This window comes from Aminivibrio sp. (genome assembly GCF_016756745.1).
In the GTDB taxonomy this organism is placed as follows: Bacteria; Synergistota; Synergistia; order Synergistales; family Aminobacteriaceae; genus Aminivibrio.
On sequence record NZ_JAESIH010000044.1, the window covers coordinates 96,029 to 114,395 of the forward strand.

14 protein-coding genes are annotated in these 18,367 nt (G+C 61.8%); all 14 read right to left on the reverse strand.

Translation table 11 applies throughout. The features are described from left to right. Nucleotides 1–11 precede the first annotated feature (11 nt). Entirely contained in the window at nucleotides 12–227 is a 216-nt protein-coding gene (locus JMJ95_RS06425) for a ferredoxin family protein (RefSeq protein WP_290683758.1), read from the reverse strand. 45 nt (nucleotides 228–272) lie between these two features. Continuing rightward, nucleotides 273–1,061, reverse strand: a complete 789-nt coding sequence (locus JMJ95_RS06430; RefSeq protein WP_290683760.1) for a hypothetical protein — start codon at nucleotides 1,059–1,061, stop codon at nucleotides 273–275. Further along, nucleotides 1,058–2,011, reverse strand: coding sequence for a methionyl-tRNA formyltransferase (gene fmt / locus JMJ95_RS06435; protein WP_290683762.1), 954 nt, complete (start codon nucleotides 2,009–2,011; stop codon nucleotides 1,058–1,060). The genes JMJ95_RS06430 and fmt overlap by 4 nt, the downstream gene beginning before the upstream one ends. After that, on the reverse strand, nucleotides 2,008–2,517 hold the full coding sequence (gene def, locus JMJ95_RS06440) for a peptide deformylase (protein ID WP_367153771.1): 510 nt from the start codon (nucleotides 2,515–2,517) through the stop codon (nucleotides 2,008–2,010). The genes fmt and def overlap by 4 nt, the downstream gene beginning before the upstream one ends. Before the next feature lie 74 nt (nucleotides 2,518–2,591). Further along, entirely contained in the window at nucleotides 2,592–4,115 is a 1,524-nt protein-coding gene (locus tag JMJ95_RS06445) for a S1 RNA-binding domain-containing protein (protein WP_290683764.1), read from the reverse strand. Next, a complete protein-coding gene (gene ispH, locus JMJ95_RS06450) occupies nucleotides 4,093–5,016 on the reverse strand; it encodes a 4-hydroxy-3-methylbut-2-enyl diphosphate reductase (protein ID WP_290683766.1) in 924 nt (307 codons plus the stop codon). Before ispH ends, JMJ95_RS06445 begins: the two co-directional genes overlap by 23 nt. Beyond that, nucleotides 4,985–5,962: a tRNA (adenosine(37)-N6)-dimethylallyltransferase MiaA gene (gene miaA, locus JMJ95_RS06455; RefSeq protein WP_290683768.1), complete on the reverse strand. Its 978-nt coding sequence runs from the start codon at nucleotides 5,960–5,962 to the stop codon at nucleotides 4,985–4,987. Before miaA ends, ispH begins: the two co-directional genes overlap by 32 nt. Before the next feature lie 6 nt (nucleotides 5,963–5,968). Beyond that, complete coding sequence (mutL, locus tag JMJ95_RS06460) at nucleotides 5,969–7,657, reverse strand: DNA mismatch repair endonuclease MutL (protein WP_290683770.1); 1,689 nt, start codon at nucleotides 7,655–7,657, stop codon at nucleotides 5,969–5,971. 34 nt (nucleotides 7,658–7,691) lie between these two features. After that, nucleotides 7,692–10,280 (reverse strand): DNA mismatch repair protein MutS, encoded by a 2,589-nt coding sequence (gene mutS / locus JMJ95_RS06465; RefSeq protein ID WP_290683772.1) that lies wholly within the window; start codon nucleotides 10,278–10,280, stop codon nucleotides 7,692–7,694. Further along, a complete protein-coding gene (gene ruvX / locus JMJ95_RS06470; protein WP_290683774.1) occupies nucleotides 10,277–10,699 on the reverse strand; it encodes a Holliday junction resolvase RuvX in 423 nt (140 codons plus the stop codon). Before ruvX ends, mutS begins: the two co-directional genes overlap by 4 nt. Next, nucleotides 10,699–13,347: an alanine--tRNA ligase gene (gene alaS / locus JMJ95_RS06475; protein WP_290683776.1), complete on the reverse strand. Its 2,649-nt coding sequence runs from the start codon at nucleotides 13,345–13,347 to the stop codon at nucleotides 10,699–10,701. Before alaS ends, ruvX begins: the two co-directional genes overlap by 1 nt. A 1,057-nt stretch (nucleotides 13,348–14,404) precedes the next feature. Continuing rightward, nucleotides 14,405–15,685 carry an amidohydrolase gene (locus JMJ95_RS06480; RefSeq protein ID WP_290683778.1) on the reverse strand — a complete coding sequence of 427 codons (1,281 nt, stop codon included), beginning with the start codon at nucleotides 15,683–15,685 and terminating at the stop codon, nucleotides 14,405–14,407. A 1-nt stretch (nucleotide 15,686) separates the two neighbouring features. After that, complete coding sequence (locus JMJ95_RS06485; RefSeq protein WP_290683780.1) at nucleotides 15,687–16,928, reverse strand: adenosylhomocysteinase; 1,242 nt, start codon at nucleotides 16,926–16,928, stop codon at nucleotides 15,687–15,689. Between the two features lie 3 nt (nucleotides 16,929–16,931). Next, nucleotides 16,932–17,945: an S-methyl-5-thioribose-1-phosphate isomerase gene (mtnA, locus tag JMJ95_RS06490; RefSeq protein WP_290683782.1), complete on the reverse strand. Its 1,014-nt coding sequence runs from the start codon at nucleotides 17,943–17,945 to the stop codon at nucleotides 16,932–16,934. Between the last annotated feature and the right edge of the window lie 422 nt (nucleotides 17,946–18,367).

An 18,367-nucleotide genomic window follows, 5' to 3' on the forward strand; every position in this document is an offset into this window, starting at 1 on the left:
GAAAACCAGGATTATTCCTGAATCCTGAACACTTCAATGGCGGCGTCGGGACACGTCACGGCACACATGGCGCACCCGATACACCCCTCCTTGAACTGCTCCACGGGCCTGTAGCCCTTCGCGTTGGTCTTCTCCGAAATCCGGAGGACCTTCATCGGACAGGCCGCCGCGCACAGTCCGCAGCTCTTGCAATACTGCTCGAGAACCTCGATGCGTCCTTTCGGCATTTCCTTAGCACCCCTTCCAGACAAAATTGGAATACCACATGCTCTTTACTCGGCCGCTGCCCCGCTGGACCACATCGCCCCGTCTTCCCAGGGAAGCATCATGTACCTGGAAAGGGGCCAGAGGGGAACGGAAATTTCGCGTGATTTCAGAACCCCGGCGGTTTCGCTCCGGAGATCCGGGTGCACCCCCGCGTAGAGAACGGGCAGTCCCAGCTTCTTCCCGGCGGCGCACACCGTCTCGAGTCCCCGGACGTAGTCTTCCGCCGATGTTTCGTCCATGAGGTGGGAATTGCTCACCAAGGCCCCCACGGACAGGCCGCAGATGCCCTCCATTTTCCGGAGCATTTTTTCGATGGCCTCAACGGTGGATGTCTGGGGCCGAAAGGTGTTCACCACGAGGATAAGCAGGTAACCCGCCTTCCGGATGTCCGGCTCGAACTGTTTCAGGGCCAGGGCCCCCTCCGCGTCTCCGCCGATATCCAGCAGGAGCCTCCCGTCATCCTCGGCGAGGGCTCGGGTGACCACCGGCGAGACCACGGACATATCGGACCACCGGGCGTTCTCGGGGGTGGTGATGATGCGGAAACCTCTTCGTTCAAGCTTTTCGGAGACCTGGCGTATGCAGAAATAGGGATTGATGATGTCGATGTCGGCTATGGTGACTTTTTCTCCCAGGCCGGAAAAGCCCAGGGCGAGATTGAGTACCCATTCCGTTTTTCCGGAACCGAGAGCCCCGGTGACGGCCACAACTTTCGGCCAGCCGGGCACGGGAAAATTCTCTGACGGGTATCGGGCTATGAGATCGGACAGGACGCTAATGTCGGGTTCGGTCAATGAAGAAAATCTCCTTTCTTCAGGTGAAGCCCCCTGGCCCATTCGGCGCCGTCGAGCCTTCGTTTTCCCTCAGGCTGGACGGTCAGAAGGATGATCGCCCCTTCGGCGGTTCCCACGACGGGAAACCCTTCGTCGAAAGCGAGAACCTCTCCGGGAGCGCCCGACAGTGGGCTTGTTTTTGCGCTCCAGATCTTCAGTCGTTTGGATCCTGTGAAAAGAAATGCGCCCGGGGCCGGGTTGAAAGCCCTCACCGCCCTGACTATCCGCGCGGCCGGCGCGTTCCAGGAAACTTGGGCTTCTTTGTTGCTAATTTTCGGTGCATAGGTTGCTGATTCGGAATTTTGCTCTTTAAACGAACAAGTCCCTTCAATGAAGCATTTTACACCCAACAGAAAAAGTTTGCTACCTTTTTCCGCAAGGATGTCCAAAACCTCACCGGCGGTCTCCGTTTCTCCCGGGACATATTCCTCCTGGAGGAGAATGGGGCCGGCATCCATCCGCTCGATGAGACGGAAGAGAGTTACCCCAGTCACGGGGTCGCCGTTCAGCAAGGACCGCTGCACCGGGGCGGCTCCCCGGTAGAGCGGCAGCAGCGACGGGTGAATGTTGAGGCACCCCCCCGCGGGTGCAGAGAGGAAAGGCTCGGGAATCTTCTGCCCGAAATCCGCCACCAGGATGGCCAGGGGAGGAGTCTCCCGGAGGGCCGAGAGAAGAATCTCGTCTTTCCCCACGCTTTCGGAGCGGAGGGGGGTGATGCCGAGCTCCCCGCAGGCTTCCTCCACAGGGGACGGCAGTTCCTTCAGTCCCCTGCCTCCCACGGAGGGAGGGGACGTCACCACGAGGTCGAAGGAGATCTCCCGGGAAAGGACGGAAAAAATGCGCGCCGCAAACCGTCCTGTGCCGAAGAACCACAGGACCGGCCGGTTTTCGCCGGAATGGGGGGGAATCACACCCTCTCCTCCTCCCGTTCCGCCACTGCGCGGAGCAGCTTCTTTTTTGCCATGCTTCTCTTCAGGGGTGAAAAGCGGTCGATGAGCAGCCGGCCCTCGAGGTGGTCCATCTCGTGGAGGAACGCCCTGGCGAGAAAATCCTCCACGACCGTCTCCTTTTCCTCCCCGTTGATGTCGAAGTGGCGCACCGTTGCCTTCATGGGGCGTTTCACGTTCCCGAAGATCCCCGGAAAGCTGAGGCATCCCTCCTCTCCGTCCTGCTCCCCTTCGGAACTCACGAGGACGGGGTTGGCCAGCACGTGAAGCTCTCCCTGGTAAAAAACCACGGCGAGCCTGAGAGAAACTCCGACCTGGGGGGCGGCTAAACCCACTCCGTCATGCTGGTCCATGAGCCGCACGAGGTCCGCCACAAGATCCTTGAACCCGTCGCCGAAATCGGTGACGGGTTTGGTCTCTTTCCTGAGAACGGGATCGGGATATACCCGAAGATACAGAGAATCCATCATCTCGCCGCACTTTCGTTAATTGTATTTTGAAAAGAAAGAAGGGGCGCCTTTGCGGGCGACCCCTTCCACCGTTTTCACTCTTCCTGCATGGAGTTCCTGAACAGCTCTCCGATGGTGACGCTGGCCTCCCCGTCGTTCATGACAGGTTTCATCTGGTTGTCGTGCTCCCGGCGGTCCTGCCTGCCCTTCTTCCGGTCGTCGTCCCTCGGCCTGCGCTGGGCGGGTTCCTCAAGGGCGCTGATGCTGAGGCGCATCCTCCGGTCGGCAGGGTTAATCTCGATGATCCGGGCCACCACTTCCTGCCCCTCGGACAGCACGTCCTGGGGCTTCTCCACCCTCTTCGTGCTGAGCTGGGAGATGTGGATGAGTCCTTCCACGCCTTCCTCCACTTCCACGAAGGCACCGAAGTCGGCGAGCCGAACGACCTTCACGGTCAGGTCCTGGTCCTTGCTGTACCGGGAGAGAACATTGTTCCATGGGTCGTTGAGCTGCTTGTATCCGAGGCTCATGCGCTTTTTCTCCATGTCCACGTCAAGAACCACCACATCCACTTCCTGGCCCTTCCGGAGCACATCCCGGGGATGCTTGATCCTGGTCCAGCTCAGGTCGCCGATGTGGATGAGGCCCTCGATGCCGGGCTCAACTTCCACGAAGGCGCCGAAGTCGGTGACGTTGGTGACGACGCCCCTGGTCTTGTCCTGGGGCTTCCAGCGGTCGGCGGCGGTCATCCAGGGATCGTCCTTGATCTGCTTCATGCTCAGGGAGAGCCTGTTGGCCTCCCGGTCGATCCCGATGACCTTCACCTTCACGGGATCGCCCTTCTTAAACATCTCCTTGGGCTTGATGTTCCTCTTCCAGGAGAGCTCGCTCATGTGGACAAGCCCGTCCATGGGGCCCACGTTCACGAACACGCCGAAGGAGGTTATGCTGCTCACTTCGCCGTCGAGGATCGTTCCTTCCTGGACGTCGGCGTAGAACTTCTCCCGCTCCTCCATCAGGGACTCTTCGACGATGAGCCTGCGGGAGAAGACAAGGCGGTGCTTCTTCTTGTCCTTTTCCATCAATTTAGCTTCGAAGACTTCGCCCACGAATTTCCCCGGATTCACACCCCGGCCTTCCTCGGCGAGATGGGAGATGGGCACGAAGCCCTCCAGGCCGCAGCATTCCACCATGAGCCCGCCCTTGACCTTGCGCAGGCCCGTGACGGAAACCACTTCGTTCTGGGCGAGTTTATTTTCAAGTTCAGTCCAGCGCCGGTCGAACTCGCAGCGCCACCGGCTGACAAGAAGCTGGGCCTCTTCGCCGTGGCGGATGCTGACCACCTGGATCTGTATTTTGTCTCCCGGGGCCGGTTCTTCCGAATCTTCCACGAGAACCTTGTGGGACCATTCCTTCGCCGGCAGAAATCCCTCGCACTTGTAGCCCACGTCCACAAGCCAGCCGCCGTCCACGGCGTTCACGACCGTTCCGGTGACCACCTTGCCCCGGTGAAGCTCTTCAACTTCGCCGTACTGCTCCAGAATGCTCTCCATGCTTTCCATTTCCGTCGTTTCTCCGGACTCGCCGCTGAGTCCTTCAATCATCATTTCTTCCGTCATAACCTTCCATCCCCCTTGACACCTGCGATGTCTCTATTGCGATTTTCAGTTCTTCTATTAGCCAGTCCGGAGTACTCGCACCGGCCGCAATTCCTATTCGCGCCTTTCCGGCGAACCACATCCCGTCGATTTCTCCCGCGTGCTCTATCCAGAGAACGTCGCATCCGCGGGAACGGGCTATTTCAACGAGCTTCGCCGTATTGGCGCTGTTCCTGCCTCCCACGACGACAAGGCCGTCCACGGTACCGGTGATCTTTCTCACCGCGTCCTGCCGGCGGGTCGTGGCGCCGCAAATGGTGTTGAAAACCCGAAGCTCTCCCGCCTTCCGGGTGAGGACATCCGCCGCCGCGCCGAAGAACTCCGTTTTTTGCGTCGTCTGTGATATTACCCCCAACTTGTCCTTTTTGCCAACCCTCCGCACATCGGAAAGCGTGGACGCGACAGAAACATCGCCCGAAGCGCACCCCACGATGGCCTGCACCTCCGGATGATCGGGATCGCCGAGAACGAGAAGATAATATCCTTCTCCGGAAAGGAGGGCGGCCTTCTCCTGGGCGTTTTTCACGAAGGGGCACGTAGCGTCGGTAACCCGGTCACCGCATCGCTCCAGCAGCTTTTTCTTCACACCAGGAGACACGCCGTGGGCCCGGATGAACACCCTGGCCCCTTCAGGCACATCCTCGATGCTCTCGGTCACCACGAGCCCTTTCCTGCACAGCCGCTCGACTTCCTGGGGATTGTGGATGGGCATTCCTATGGAGTAGACTTTCCCGTTCCCCTCTCCCGCGGAGACGCACTCGTCGATGCAGTGCTCCAGGCTTTCGATGGCCCGTTTCACCCCAAAACAGAACCCCGTGGGAGAAGCGATCTCAACGATGATTTTCCCCTGTTCCCTTTCCAAGATGCGCCCGGACCTCCTTTTCTATCCGCTCAGACAAGTCCGGCATCAAGCTATCCTTGATATCATACCATACTATGGGAGAAAATTTGCTGAACCATGTCATTTGCCGCCGGGAAAAGGCCTTCGTCCGGCGAATGTCCCGCTGCGCGGCCTCTTCGAGGGAACACCGGCCACGGAAATAGTCCACGATATCCTTGTAGCCGAAACCCTGCATGGAGGGGAAACGTTCGTCGTAGCCCCTCTCGAGAAGCCACTCCACTTCCTCCACGAATCCCCCGGCGAACTGCTCCCCCACCCTTTTTTCTATGGATTCGAAAAGGAGTTTCCTGTCCCGGTTCAGGCCGATGTAAAGCACGTCGAACTCGCCCCGGCCGGGCATCTTTTCCGTCTTCCGGAACCACTCCGAGGCAGGGGTGGCGGTGAGGGTACTTATCTCCAGCGCCCGGACCACCCGGCGGACGTCGTTGACGTGAAGCCTCCCCGCCGTCTCCGGGTCCACGAGGGCGAGCCTGTCGTGAAGGGCCCGGCTTCCTTCTCTTTCCGCGAACTCCTCGAACTCCCGGCGGAGTCCCTCGTTCTTCGGGGCGCTGTCGGAAAGAAGGCCGGAGAAAAGGGCCTCGTAATAGAAAGGCGTCCCCCCCACGAACAGGGGAATCCTGCCCCGTCCCCGTATCCGCCTTACCGCGTCGCGGCTGCGGGCCACGAAATCGGCAGCGGAGAACACCTCATCCGGGTCAACTACATCGATCATGTGGTGGATGATTTTCTTCCGGATCTCCGGTGAAATCTTGTCCGCCCCGACGTCGAGGAAGCGGTACACCTGCCGGGAGTCCACCGAGATGATCTCCGCCCTCAGCCGTTCGGCCAGGAGCAGGCTGAGGGCCGTTTTGCCCACCGCCGTAGGGCCCACTATGGCCGCCACGGGAAAGGGGTTTCGTTCGTTCATGGTCGTCTATTCCCTTCCGAAGTATGATTCCAGCTTTTTCGCCGTGAGGGAGAGCACCGTGGGGCGCCCGTGGGGGCAGTTCCACGGAGACTCGCATTCCAGGAGGTTCCTCCACAGGGCGAGGGCCTCCGACGCCGTGATCCGGTCTCCCAGCTTCACCGACAGGCCGCAGGCGATGGTGGCCAATTTCTTCCACAGGATCTCCCCAAGGGCGGCCTTCCGGTCCTCCGTCCATTCAAGCAGCACGGAGCGCAGAAGGCGCAGGGGATCTTCCGCCATGCCGCCGGGCAGGGACGGGTAAGCGGTCAGGGAAATCTGCCCGTCCTGTTCACCGAACGCAAAGCCGACAGCCTCCAGCCCGTCCCGGTGTTCCCGCACCGACACGGACAGAGAGGGCGCCACGGGCAGGGGAAGGGCACACTTCTGCACCGTCACCGACTCCGCCGACAACCTTCCGGCCCGTTCGTAGCCGATCCGCTCGTGGGCGGCGTGGGGGTCCATCACGGCAAGGCCCTCCTCCGTCTCGAACACCAGGTACCCCGAGGCGATTTGGCCGAGATAGCGGAAATGTCTTCCCTGCTCTTCCGCCCCGGCAGGGACCTCTTCGAGAACAGTCCCCGCTCCGGGGGACAGGTCCGATGCCACCCGGGCGAAGAGGTTACCCCCCTCCGAAGAAAAACCTTCATCCCGGAAGGACCAGCCTCCCCCCCGTCCGGTACCGGCCCCGGGAGCGTCTGAAAAGGAGCGGCCCGGGGAAGGAGAAAAGGAGGGAACCGCTGCCCCGGGAATGGAAGGAACCCGGCCGGAAAGCCTGAGCACTGCCTGCTGGATGGTGTCGAACACCTCTCCCGGAAAGCGGAACCGCACCTCCGCCTTGGCGGGGTGGATATTGGCGTCAAGCAGCTCCGGGTCAAGGGAGAAGAGAAACACCCAGTTCCCGGCATAGGCCCTGCACAAGGACCCGGCGGCGCTCCGTATCAGCGGGTCGGTCACCGCCCGGCCGTTGACGAAAGACGTGACGATGCTCCTGGTCTTGCCCGGAAAGGGGGCCCACCAGCACTCCAGGTTGAGATGGGACGCCGCGGTCTCGCAGTGACGAAGCTCACCGGCGTCACCCCAGAGATCCCTGAGCAGCCGCTCCCGGTCGCCGTCGCCGGAGGAGGAAAACCCCGCCTTCCCGTCCCTGCTCTCGGAAAAAGCCACCGACGGGTAGGCCACGGCGAAATCCCGGAGGAGGGACGACACCCTTCGTTCCTCCGAGGACGCCGACTTCAGGAATTTTCTTCGCGCCGGAAGGGTATAGAAAAGGTCCTCCACCGAGATCCGCGTCCCCCTGCGGCATGAAACGGGGGTGTGCATCACCTGCCGTCCCCCTTCGATGCGGAGGAGGCCTCCCGTCTCGTCGTCCTCCCGCCGGGACCGGACTTCAAACCTGCTCACGGCGGAAATGCTGGCCAGGGCCTCTCCCCGGAAGCCGAGGGTCCGTATGCGCTCCAGCTCCTCCACGGTGCGTATCTTGCTGGTGGCGTGCCGGGCCGCTGCGAGGGGAAGCTCGTCAAAGGCGATACCCTCGCCGTTGTCCTCCACCACGATGCGGACCTTCCCTCCCTCGAAGAGAGAGACCTTCACTTCCGTCGCGCCGGCGTCGAGGGAGTTCTCCACCGCCTCCTTGACCACGGACGCGGGGCGCTCCACCACCTCTCCCGCCGCGATGCGGGAGAAAACATCCTCAGGAAGAAGAGTGATTTTCAGGACGAAGCACCTCCCTGCTCTTCTCGCTCAGCTTGTACAACAGCTCCAGGGCCCGGAAGGGCGTCAGCCCGTCGGGATCGATGGCCGCCAGTTCCTCCACGATGCTGTGCCGCTCCGCCTCGAACAGGTTCATCTGTCGGGCTCCCGAAACTTCCCGCTTCTTCTTCGGGAAATTCAACGTTCGTTCTTCCTTCTCGAACCGCTGCAGAAGGTCGAAGGCCCTCCGCAGCACGGGACGGGGCAGACCGGCGAGACGGGCCACCTCGATGCCGTAGGACCGGTCGGCGCTCCCCTTCACCACCTGGTGAAGGAAGAAAACGCCCCCCTCGCTCTCCTTCACCGCCATGCTCAGGTTCTCCATGCAGGGGAACCGCTCCTCGAGGCAGGTCAGCTCGTGGTAATGGGTGGCGAAGAGCACTTTCGGAGAGGCGCCGCACCCGTCGGCCAGGTATTCCAGCACGGCCCAGGCGATGCTCATGCCGTCGTAGGTAGAGGTCCCCCGCCCCACTTCGTCCAGGATCACCAGGCTCCGGTCCGTGACGTTGTGGAGGATGTTGGCCGTCTCCACCATTTCCACCATGAAGGTGCTGCTGCCCCGGGCGAGGTCGTCCCGGGCCCCGATCCGCGTGAAGATGCGGTCGCACAGCCCGATCTCCGCAGCCTCGGCCGGAACGAAGCTCCCCATCTGGGCCATGATCACCAGCAGCGCGGCGCTCCGCAGGTAAGTGGACTTCCCCGCCATGTTCGGCCCCGTGATCAGGGCGATCCGCTTCCCCTCCCCTTCCAGTTTCAGGGAATTGGGAACGAAGGGAGAGTCGGTGAGCACATCCTCCACCACGGGATGGCGGCCGTTCTTCACCACGAGGTCAAACCCGGAATTCACGACGGGGCGGACGTACCCCTTCTCCCGGGCCGTCTCCGCAAGGGAGGCCAGCACGTCAAGGACCGCGAGGGCCTCACCGAGGGCCTGAAGGTCCTCCACCCGGTCCAGCGTTTCCCCGACGAGCCGGTCGTAGAGCTCACCCTCCCTCCGGGAAATTTCGGCGGAGGCGGACTCCATCTTCTCCTCGAAGACCTTCATCTCCTCCGTGATGAACCGCTCGGCGTTCACCAGAGTCTGCTTCCTGATGAAGAAATCAGGCACCGAGCCCAGGGAGCCCTTGCTCACCTCGAGATAGTAGCCGAAGACCTTATTGTACCCCGCCTTGATCTTGGATATCCCCGTTTCGGTCCGGATTTTCTCCAGGTAGGCGTCCATCCAGGCCGATGCGCCGGAACCGGCATCCCGCCATTCGTCCAGCTCCCGGTCGTAGCCGGTGCGGATGATGCCGCCGTTTGCCCGGACCCTGGGAAGGTCCTCCTCCAGGGCGGAGCACAGTTCCGCGGCGAGGCCCGAAAAATCGGGAAGCCCGGCAGTCCATTCCTCCAGGGGGCCCGAGCACAGGGGAAGAAGGGAGGGGAGCAGCCGCAGGGTGTCCCGGACGGCCCCGAGATCCCGGGGGTTGCCGGTGCCCATGCTCAGCCGTGATGTGGCACGCTCCACGTCCCGGCACTCCGAGAGCAGATCCCTCAGACGCCGACGTTCTCCGGGACCGGCAAGAAGGTATTCCACCCCGTCCTGCCGCTTTCTTACGGCCGCCTCGTCCAGCAGGGGGCGGAGAATCCACTCCCGGAGAGTCCGCCGCCCCATGGGCGACCGGCACCGGTTCAGGGTGCCCCACAGGGAAGGACCGCCTTCGTCAAGCAGTTCCAGGTTCCTCTGGGTGGTCACGTCCAGGTGAAGATACTCCTTCGGCTTCAGGGGGTAGATCCGCCGCACGTGGTTCACCGCGCCGAACTGGGTCTCGGAAAAATACTTCAGGGCCGCCGCGGCGCACCCCGCCGAAGGGCTGTTGTCCTCCACGCCGAAGGAGGCCAGGGAAGCCACGCCCCACTGCTCCGCCAGCCACCGGGTGCCGGACACGGGGCTGAAGAATTCCTCGGGACGGGAGATGGGGAAAAAGCCGGAGAGCATGGGAAGACTTCGGGAAATGCGGAAATTTTCCGGAAAAAGCAGCTCTCCGGGGGCGAAGGACGCCACCAGGGACGCCGCCTCGCCCGGGGGAAAGATCCCGGCCTCCAGGCGCCCCGTCTCCGCCGAAAGCAGGGCGGCGGCGATGTCCTTGCCCGCCTGGGCTACGGCCGCCAGCCGTCCTCCCGTCCCCGCATCCTCGGGCACGAAGGTCCCCGGAGTAACGATACGGACCACCTGTCGGTCCACCAGCGTCTTGCCGTCCGGCTCACCGATCTGCTCGCAGATGGCCACCTTGCACCCCGCCCGGACGAGCCGTCCGAGGTAGGCGTTCACCGCGTGCCACGGCACCCCCGCCATGGGAATGCTTTTCGAGGCGTCCCTGGCGGTCAGGGTGATGTCCAGTATCTCCGATGCCTTCCGGGCGTCGTCGAAGAACATCTCGTAAAAGTCGCCCATGCGGAAAAAAAGGATGCAGTCGGGGTAGAGAGCTTTCCATTCGGTGTACTGGGAAAGCATGGGGGTCATCTTCACCCCCGGGGGGAGCCGGGTCATGAAACACCTCCGCACCGGCGGTCGAGCCAACTCTGAAGAATAAGGGCCGCAGCCACCTTGTCCACCTTTCCCTTCCGGTCTTTGCGGGACACATCCCCTTCCAGGAGGGCCTGCAGGGCAATCGACGTGGAGAAGCGCTCATCGTGGAGCATTACCTTCAGGTCCGGGTACCTCTTCCCGAGCATTTCGGCGCACTCCTCTATTTTCAGGGCCTCCGGCCCCCGGGTCCCGTTCGTCCTGACGGGGATGCCGAGCAGCAGCGTTTCGGGGTCGTACCGGGCCACCAGGGCGTCGAGTTCTTCGAGCCAGGCTCCTTCCGCAGGCAGAACGGCGATCCCCTGGGCGAACATCCCCAGGGGATCGCTGACCGCCACGCCGATTCTCACGGTTCCGATATCGAGGGCAAGAATTCGTCTCATCAGCTTCGGATCTGTCCCTCCACCCATCCCTGGAAGGATTCGAACACCTTCGGCAGGGCAGCCGAGTCCTTTCCGCCGCCCTGGGCGAGATTCGGCCGTCCGCCGCCGCCGCCGCCGAGCATTTTCGAAGCTTCCCTGACGATCTTTCCCGCGGACACTCCCTTTTCCACCGCCTCGTCGTCCGCCATGGCGACAACCTGGACGTTGTCGCCGTCCACCGACGCCAGCAGAATCACGAGGGCATCTTCCCTCTTCCCGTTCTTCAGCCTGTCGCCTATCTCCCGGAGCGCATCGGCGCCGACGGCCCCGAAGCTGCCGTACACACCCTGAACTCCCTCCGGAAGGGCGAACCAGTGGAGCGATTCCTGAAGCCGTGCGCTCAGGGCATTCATCTTCTCCTCGTCACGCTTTCTTCTCAGGGCCTTCACTTCGGCCTGAAGCTGCTCCACCTTCTCGAGCACGGCGTTTTCGTCCACCGCGAGCATAGCGCCGAGGTCATTCACGTACCGCCACAGCTTCTGGAAGAGCCGGACGGCAGCCAGTCCCGTGACGGCGGTTATCCTGCGCGTCCCGGAGCCGATGCCCTCCTCGCGGAGGATCTTGAAGCACCCGATCTCCCCTGTGGACGCAACGTGCAGGCCGCCGCACAGCTCTGCCGAGAAACCCGGAATCCGGACCACCCGCACCACGTCGCCGTACTTTTCCTCGAAAAGCGCCTTCGCCCCCATTTCCCTGGCATGCTCCATGTCGCTCTCTTCCACGGTGAGCTCCCTATTCTCGAGGATGCGGGCGTTCACCTCCATCTCGACGGCAAGAAGCTGTTCTCTGCTCATGGCCTCGAAGTGGGTGAAGTCAAACCGCAGGCTGCTCTCCCCCACAAGGGAACCCGACTGCCTCACATGACCTCCCAGCACGCGGCCCAGGGCCTCGTGAAGCAGATGCGTGGCCGTGTGGTTCCTCCGGACGGCACGGCGCCGTTCGTCGTTTACGCATGACCGCACCGCGTCGCCCACCGCCAGGCTTCCGGAGAGAACCTTCACCTTGTGGACCACGAGCCCCCTGCAGCGGATCACCGTGTCGGTCACTTCAGCCTTGCCGCCCGTGGACGCTATAGTACCGGTGTCGCCAACCTGCCCGCCCTTTTCGCCGTAGAAGGGCGTGGTGTCGAGGATGATCTCCCCCTCCATTCCTTCTTCCAGGGACTCCGTTTCCTCCCCGTCCACGACAATGGCGGCTACGGAGTTCTCCGATTCAGAAACCTCGTACCCCGTGAAAGGCGTATCTCCAAGACGTTCGTTCAACTCGCTGTACACGTCGCCCGCCAGAGCGCTCCGCTTCTGCTTGCTCGAAGCCCGGGCGCGCTCCCGCTGAGCCGCCATCTCCCTGTCGAAGCCGGCCCTGTCTACGGTAAATCCGTTCTCGTCGGCAATCTCCATGGTCAGCTCCAGGGGGAAGCCGTAGGTATCGTAGAGCACAAAGGCCACATCGCCGGGAAGCTCGGTCCGCCCGGCACCCCTCAGCCTGGCCACTTCGCCGTCAAGCAGCTCCGTTCCCTGCTCCAGAGTACGGCAGAAACGCTTCTCCTCCACGTCGATGATCTGCTCCACGGTCAGCCGATTATCTATGAGTTCCCGGTAGGGGTCCCCCATCAAACCGATCACGTCGGGAAGAAATTCAAGCAGGAAGGGGCGGTCCACGCCGAGAAGACGGCCGAACCTGGCAGCCCGCCGCAACAGCCTCCGGAGCACGTACCCCCTGCCGTCGTTGGAGGGCAGAATGCCGTCGGCGATCATGAAGGCCACCGAGCGCACATGGTCGGCTATCACCCGCACCGCCAGATCGGTCTTGGGGCTGTAGCCGTAGTGGATGCCTCCCATGGCGCAGGCTCGCTCGATCATGGGCATGAACAGGTCCGTCTCGAAGTCGGTCCGCACCCGCTGGACGATGGACGTCAGCCGCTCGAGTCCCATCCCCGTGTCGATATTCTTCTTCGGCAGGGGCACCAGGGTTCCGTCCTTCTGAAGGTCAAACTGGGTGAACACGTGGTTCCAGATCTCCAGGTACCGGTCGCAGTCGCACCCCACAGCGCATTCCGGCCTGCCGCAGGAGAACTCCGGACCCTGGTCGTACATAATCTCGGAACAGGGTCCGCACGGGCCCTGGTTCCCCATGAACCAGAAATTATCGTCCTTCCCGAATCTGAAGATGCGCGCGTCCGGAATGCCAACGAGCTTGTGCCATGCGTCGTAGGCCTCGTCGTCGTCCTCGTAGATGGTCACCGACATGCGGTCCGGCTCGAGACCGATCACTTCGGTCAGGAATTCCCACCCCCAGGTGATGGACTCTTTCTTGAAATAGTCCCCCCAGGCGAAGTTCCCCAGCATCTCGAAAAAAGTGTGGTGCCGGGCTGTGCGGCCCACGTTGTCGATGTCGTTGGTCCGGACACACTTCTGGGAGGTCACCGCCCGAGGCGCCTCGGGCTTCCGGATGCCGAGGTAGTAGGGCTTGAAGGGCACCATTCCCGCAATGGTGAACAGCAGGGAAGGATCGTCGGGAATGAGCGAAAAACTCGGGAAATGCCTGCTTCCTTTTGACACCCAGAAATCAATGAATAGTGAACGTATTTCCTTGCCTGATCTCCACTGCATGAATATTCTTCCTCCCTGAATGCTTTCTAGGACTGTAAAGATAAAACCACATGCTATTCTGCTGACGCTCCGCCCTTTTTGTCATTTCGAGGACCTTTTTTTCATCCTGAGGGCCTTTTTTTGTCATCCTGAGCGAAGCGAAGGATCTCGCTCTTGGTCTTTCGTCCCTTAGGGGTAAGGGCGAGATCCTTCGGCCAAAAAGCCGGCCTCAGGATGACACCCCCTCTGTCGTCCTGAGCGAAGCGATCGCGCAGCATCCCGAGCACAGCGAGGGAAGGATCTCGCTCTTGGTCTTTCGTCCCTTAGGGGTAAGGGCGAGATCCTTCGGCCAAAAAGCCGGCCTCAGGATGACACCCCCTCTGTCGTCCTGAGCGAAGCGATCGCGCAGCATCCCGAGCCCAACGAAATGAGAAGAATCTGGTTCTTGTCATCCTGAGGAGCCCAGCGACGAAGGATCTCGCTCTTGGTCTTTCGTCCCTTAGGTGCAAGACCGAGATTCTTCGGGCTTCGCCCTCAGAATGACAAACCGCACGTGTCATCCTGAGCGAAGCGATCGCGAAGCATCCCGAGCCCAGCGAGGGGAGGATCTCGCTCTTGGTCTTTCGTCCCTTAGGGGTAAGGGCGAGATCCTTCGGCCAAAAAGCCGGCCTCAGGATGACACCCCCTCTGTCGTCCTGAGCGAAGGGGAGGATCTCGGGGTTGATTCTTCGTCCCTCAAGACCGAGATTCTTCGGGCTTCGCCCTCAGAATGACAAACCGCACGTGTCATCCTGAGCGAAGCGATCGCGAAGCATCCCGAGCCCAACGAAATGAGAAGAATCTGGTTCTTGTCATCCTGAGCGAAGCGAAGGATCTCGCTCTTGGTCTTTCGTCCCTTAGGTGCAAGACCAAGATTCTTCGGGCTTCGCCCTCAGAATGACAAACCGCACGTGTCATCCTGAGCGAAGCGATCGCGAAGCATCCCGAGCCCAGCGAGAGAAGGATCTCGGGGTTCGCATTCAAAGACAAATCAGTATTCCTCCTCGCTGCACTCCTCGGAATGACAAACGACCAGCTTCTACCCCTTCAGTAGATTATCCCGCATTTCCTTCGCCTTGGCGAGGATTTTCTCCGCGTCCGTCCCGGGAAACCTTCCGTCCCGGTACAGCCATTTCCCGGCGACCATGGTTCCCGTCACATCGGCGGAGCTTCCGGCGTACACAAAAAAATGGGACGCGTTTTCCCCGTCGATCCCCACGTACTCGGGCCTGTCCAGGTCCACCATCACGAAGTCGGCGGCCCAGCCCTCCCGGATCATGCCCTTCTTTTCAAAGCCAAGGGCTTCCGCCCCCTCGAAGGTGGCCATGCGCAGCACATCCCTGGCGGGAATGACGGTGGGGTCCTTCGCAATCCCCTTGGATACAAGCGCAGCGGACCGCATCTCCCCCCACACGTCGAGGCGGTTGTTGCTGGCCGCGCCGTCGGTGCCAAGGGCGATTTTCCGCGTCTTTTCCATCATGCCCGGAAGGTTCATCATGCCGCTGCCCAGTTTCTGGTTGCTGTTCGGATTATGGACGATGGTCATCCTGGAAAAATCCACCTCGTCCAAAACGGCGGGGTCGAGCCACACGCAGTGGGCCAGCACCGCCTGCCGGACCTCCGGCAGGCCCGCCTCCCTGAGATACTCTGCCGGGCTCATTTTCATCTCGTCTCTCAGGTAGCCGGTCTCCCACTCCGCCTCCAGGAAATGGAAGTGGATCCCAAGGTTCCGGTCCTTCGCCGCCGCCACTATCTCCTTCAGAAAATGCATGGGCACCGTGTAGGGCGCGTGGGGAGCGAGCTGTACAGTGACGAACTCCTCCCTGCCCTTCCACGCTTCGGCAAGCCGCAGACCTTCCTCCAGCTTCACCTGCTCCGGTCCCACAATACCCCGTCCGGCGGTGCACTTCATGCCCATCTCCAGCGACGCCTCCACCACGGAATCCATGAAGAAATACATGTCGCCGAAGGCCGTTATGCCGTTTGCCGCCATCTCGAGCAGAGCGAGCATGGTTCCCCAGTAGACATGCTCTTCCCTCAGTTTCGCCTCGGCAGGCCAGATTTTCTCCTTCAGCCACTCCATGAGGGGGGCCTCTTCACCGATCCCCCGCAGCAGGCTCATGGCGGCATGGGTGTGGGCGTTCACGAAGCCCGGAAGGAGGGCAGCCTTCCCGCCGCCGTCCACCGTTTCGGCAGCGGGCGGATTCCAGTCCGGCGCTCCAATAGCGGCGATCTTTCCGCCCTCCACCATAAGCGAACCGTACCGGGCCGTTTCCATCCCTCCGTCGCAAAGCAGAAAGTTTTTCAGCAATAGAGCCATGTCATTCCACCCAGCTCTTCATGTACTCAACCTGTTCCGGGGTCATCCTGTCCAGCCGGATGTTCAGCGAGGCAAGCTTTGCCTCCATGACGGCCCTGTCTATAACCTCGGGCACATCGTAGAGCCCCGGCTTCAGGGTGTTCTTCGCGAGGAAAACGGCGGACTCGAGCTGCAGGGCGAAACTCAGGTCCATGATCTCGATAGGATGCCCGTCGGCACAGGCCAGGTTCACCAGCCGCCCCTCCCCGAGAAGGTGAATGCGCCTGCCGTCCTCCAGGGTGTAGGTCTCAACGCCGGGACGGGTCTGCTCCACGGAGGACGACAATTCCCGGAGTTCGGGTTTGCAGATCTCAACGTCGAAGTGCCCCGCATTGCCGAGGAGCACCCCGTCCTTCATTTTCTCGAAATGCTCCCGCCGGATGACCTTCGTGTTTCCCGTGAGGGTCAGGAAGATGTCCCCCCGGGAAGCGGCGTCATCCATGGAGGCCACTTCGTAGCCGTCCATGATGGCCTCGAAGGCCCGGTGAGGGTCGATCTCCGTCACGATTACCCGTGCGCCCATGGCGGAGGCCCGCATGGCCACGCCCCTGCCGCACCAGCCGTACCCGGCGATCACCACGTTCTTCCCTGCAATCAGCATGTTCGTGGTGCGGAGGAGACCGTCCATCACCGACTGCCCCGTGCCGTACCGGTTGTCGAAGAGATACTTGCTGTGGGCGTCGTTCACCGAAATCATGGGGAAGGCAAGTACCCCCTCGTTGGCCATGGACTTCAGGCGCTTTACCCCGGAGGTGGTCTCCTCGGAGCCGCCCCGGATCCCCGGAAGCAGGCCCCGCATCTCGCTGTGCACCATGGCTGCCAGGTCGGCCCCGTCGTCCACGATAATGCTCGGCTTCACGGAGAGGGCGGAGCGGACGTTAGAGAAATATTCCTCCGTGGTCATCCCGTGGCGGCTGAAGACGGACACGCCGTTTTCCACAAGGGCGGCGCAGATGTCGTCCTGGGTTGAAAGGGGATTGCTCCCGGCGGCGGTCACCTTCGCGCCGAGATCCTTCAGCAGGATCAGCAGGCAGGCCGTCTTCGCCTCCAGGTGGAGGCACGCGGAGATCACCGTTCCGGCGAGGGGCCTATCCTTTCGGTATTTCTCCTCCAGCAGGCGCAGGACAGGCATATACTGCTTCGCCCACCGTATTTTCTTTTCACCGGAAGGGGCAAGAGCCCGGTCCGCGATCTTATACTCCATGATTTAGTCCTCCTTGGGGAAAAGAGCCGATATGGCCGGGCCGTAGGGGGGCCTGAGCACGCCCTTCTCGGTAATGATGGCGGAGATGAGATCCCCGTCCGTCACGTCGAAGGCCGGGTTCCACACCGTATAGTCGTCGGGAAGCATACCGCCTCCCGGAAGACGCTTCACTTCCTCGGCCTTCCGCTCCTCGATGGGGATCTCCCGTCCAGAAGGCAAGCCGGGATCTATGGTGGTCAGCGGCGCCGCCACGTAAAATGGAATACCGTGATGGCGGGCAAGTACCGCCAGGGGATAGGTGCCGATCTTATTCGCCGTGTCGCCGTTGCCGGCGATCCTGTCGGCCCCGACGATCACGGCGTCGATCCCGCCCTTCTTCATCAGGCTTCCGGCCATATTGTCGCAGATAAGGGTCACGTCAAAACCGTCCTCGAGAAGCTCCCACACCGTAAGGCGGGCTCCCTGCAGCACGGGTCGGGTCTCGCAGGAAAAGACCCTTACGTCCTTCCCCTCCTCCCGGGCGGACCGGATGACTCCCAGGGCCGTGCCGTGGCCGCCCGTGGCCAGTGCCCCGGCGTTGCAGTGGGTTATCACCGTGCACGCCGGCGGCAGCAGTTCGGCCCCCGCCCTGCCCATGGCCCGGTTGCATTCCAGGTCGTCGGCGAGGATCATCCCCGCCTCGGCGAGAAGACCTTCAAAAAGGCCGTCATCGGGAAGGGAGGCCATCATTTTCTCCATCCGGCGGAGAGCCCGGGAAAGGTTCACCGCCGTGGGACGGGTCCGTACAAGGCGCAGGGACGCATCCCGGGCTGCCGACCGACCGTCCCTGGACGCCATGGCCACGCCGAAAGCGGCGGCTATGCCGATGGCAGGCGCCCCCCGGACGGCCATGGTTTCAATGGCCACGGCCACATCCTCTGCGGCCGTACATTCCAGAAACATAACCGCACCGGGAAGCGCCCGCTGGTCGAGAATATAAAGCCGATTGTTTTTCCAGTACAGAACCGGAGGAACCATGAGAAACCTCCTCGAGAAAACTGATTTTCTTTGCTCGTCATCCCTGGGCTTCGCTTTTTTTGTCATCCTGAGGGCTGTTCCACCGCCCGATCGCTGTGCTCGGGATGACGTCTGTTCTGTCATCCTGAGGCCGGCTTTCTTGGCCGAAGGATCTCGCCCTTGTTGTCATTCTGAGGGCGAAGCCCGAAGAATCTCGGTCTTGAGGGACGAAGAATCAACCCCGAGATCCTCCCCTCGCTGCCCTCGGGATGCTTCGCGATCGCTTCGCTCAGGACGACAGAGGGGGTGTCATCCTGAGGCCGGCTTTCTTGGCCGAAGGATCTCGCCCTTGTTGTCATTCTGAGGGCGAAGCCCGAAGAATCTCGGTCTTGAGGGACGAAGAATCAACCCCGAGATCCTCCCCTCGCTGCCCTCGGGATGCT

Bases quoted from the DNA above. Each gene is read 5' to 3' on its own strand.
- JMJ95_RS06425 (WP_290683758.1), bottom strand. From the start codon at position 227: ATGCCGAAAGGACGCATCGAGGTTCTCGAGCAGTATTGCAAGAGCTGC.
- def (WP_367153771.1), bottom strand. From the start codon at position 2,517: ATGATGGATTCTCTGTATCTTCGGGTATATCCCGATCCCGTTCTCAGG.
- JMJ95_RS06445 (WP_290683764.1), bottom strand. From the start codon at position 4,115: ATGACGGAAGAAATGATGATTGAAGGACTCAGCGGCGAGTCCGGAGAA.
- miaA (WP_290683768.1), bottom strand. From the start codon at position 5,962: ATGAACGAACGAAACCCCTTTCCCGTGGCGGCCATAGTGGGCCCTACG.
- mutS (WP_290683772.1), bottom strand. From the start codon at position 10,280: ATGACCCGGCTCCCCCCGGGGGTGAAGATGACCCCCATGCTTTCCCAG.
- ruvX (WP_290683774.1), bottom strand. From the start codon at position 10,699: ATGAGACGAATTCTTGCCCTCGATATCGGAACCGTGAGAATCGGCGTG.
- alaS (WP_290683776.1), bottom strand. From the start codon at position 13,347: ATGCAGTGGAGATCAGGCAAGGAAATACGTTCACTATTCATTGATTTC.
- JMJ95_RS06480 (WP_290683778.1), bottom strand. From the start codon at position 15,685: ATGGCTCTATTGCTGAAAAACTTTCTGCTTTGCGACGGAGGGATGGAA.
- JMJ95_RS06485 (WP_290683780.1), bottom strand. From the start codon at position 16,928: ATGGAGTATAAGATCGCGGACCGGGCTCTTGCCCCTTCCGGTGAAAAG.
- mtnA (WP_290683782.1), bottom strand. From the start codon at position 17,945: ATGGTTCCTCCGGTTCTGTACTGGAAAAACAATCGGCTTTATATTCTC.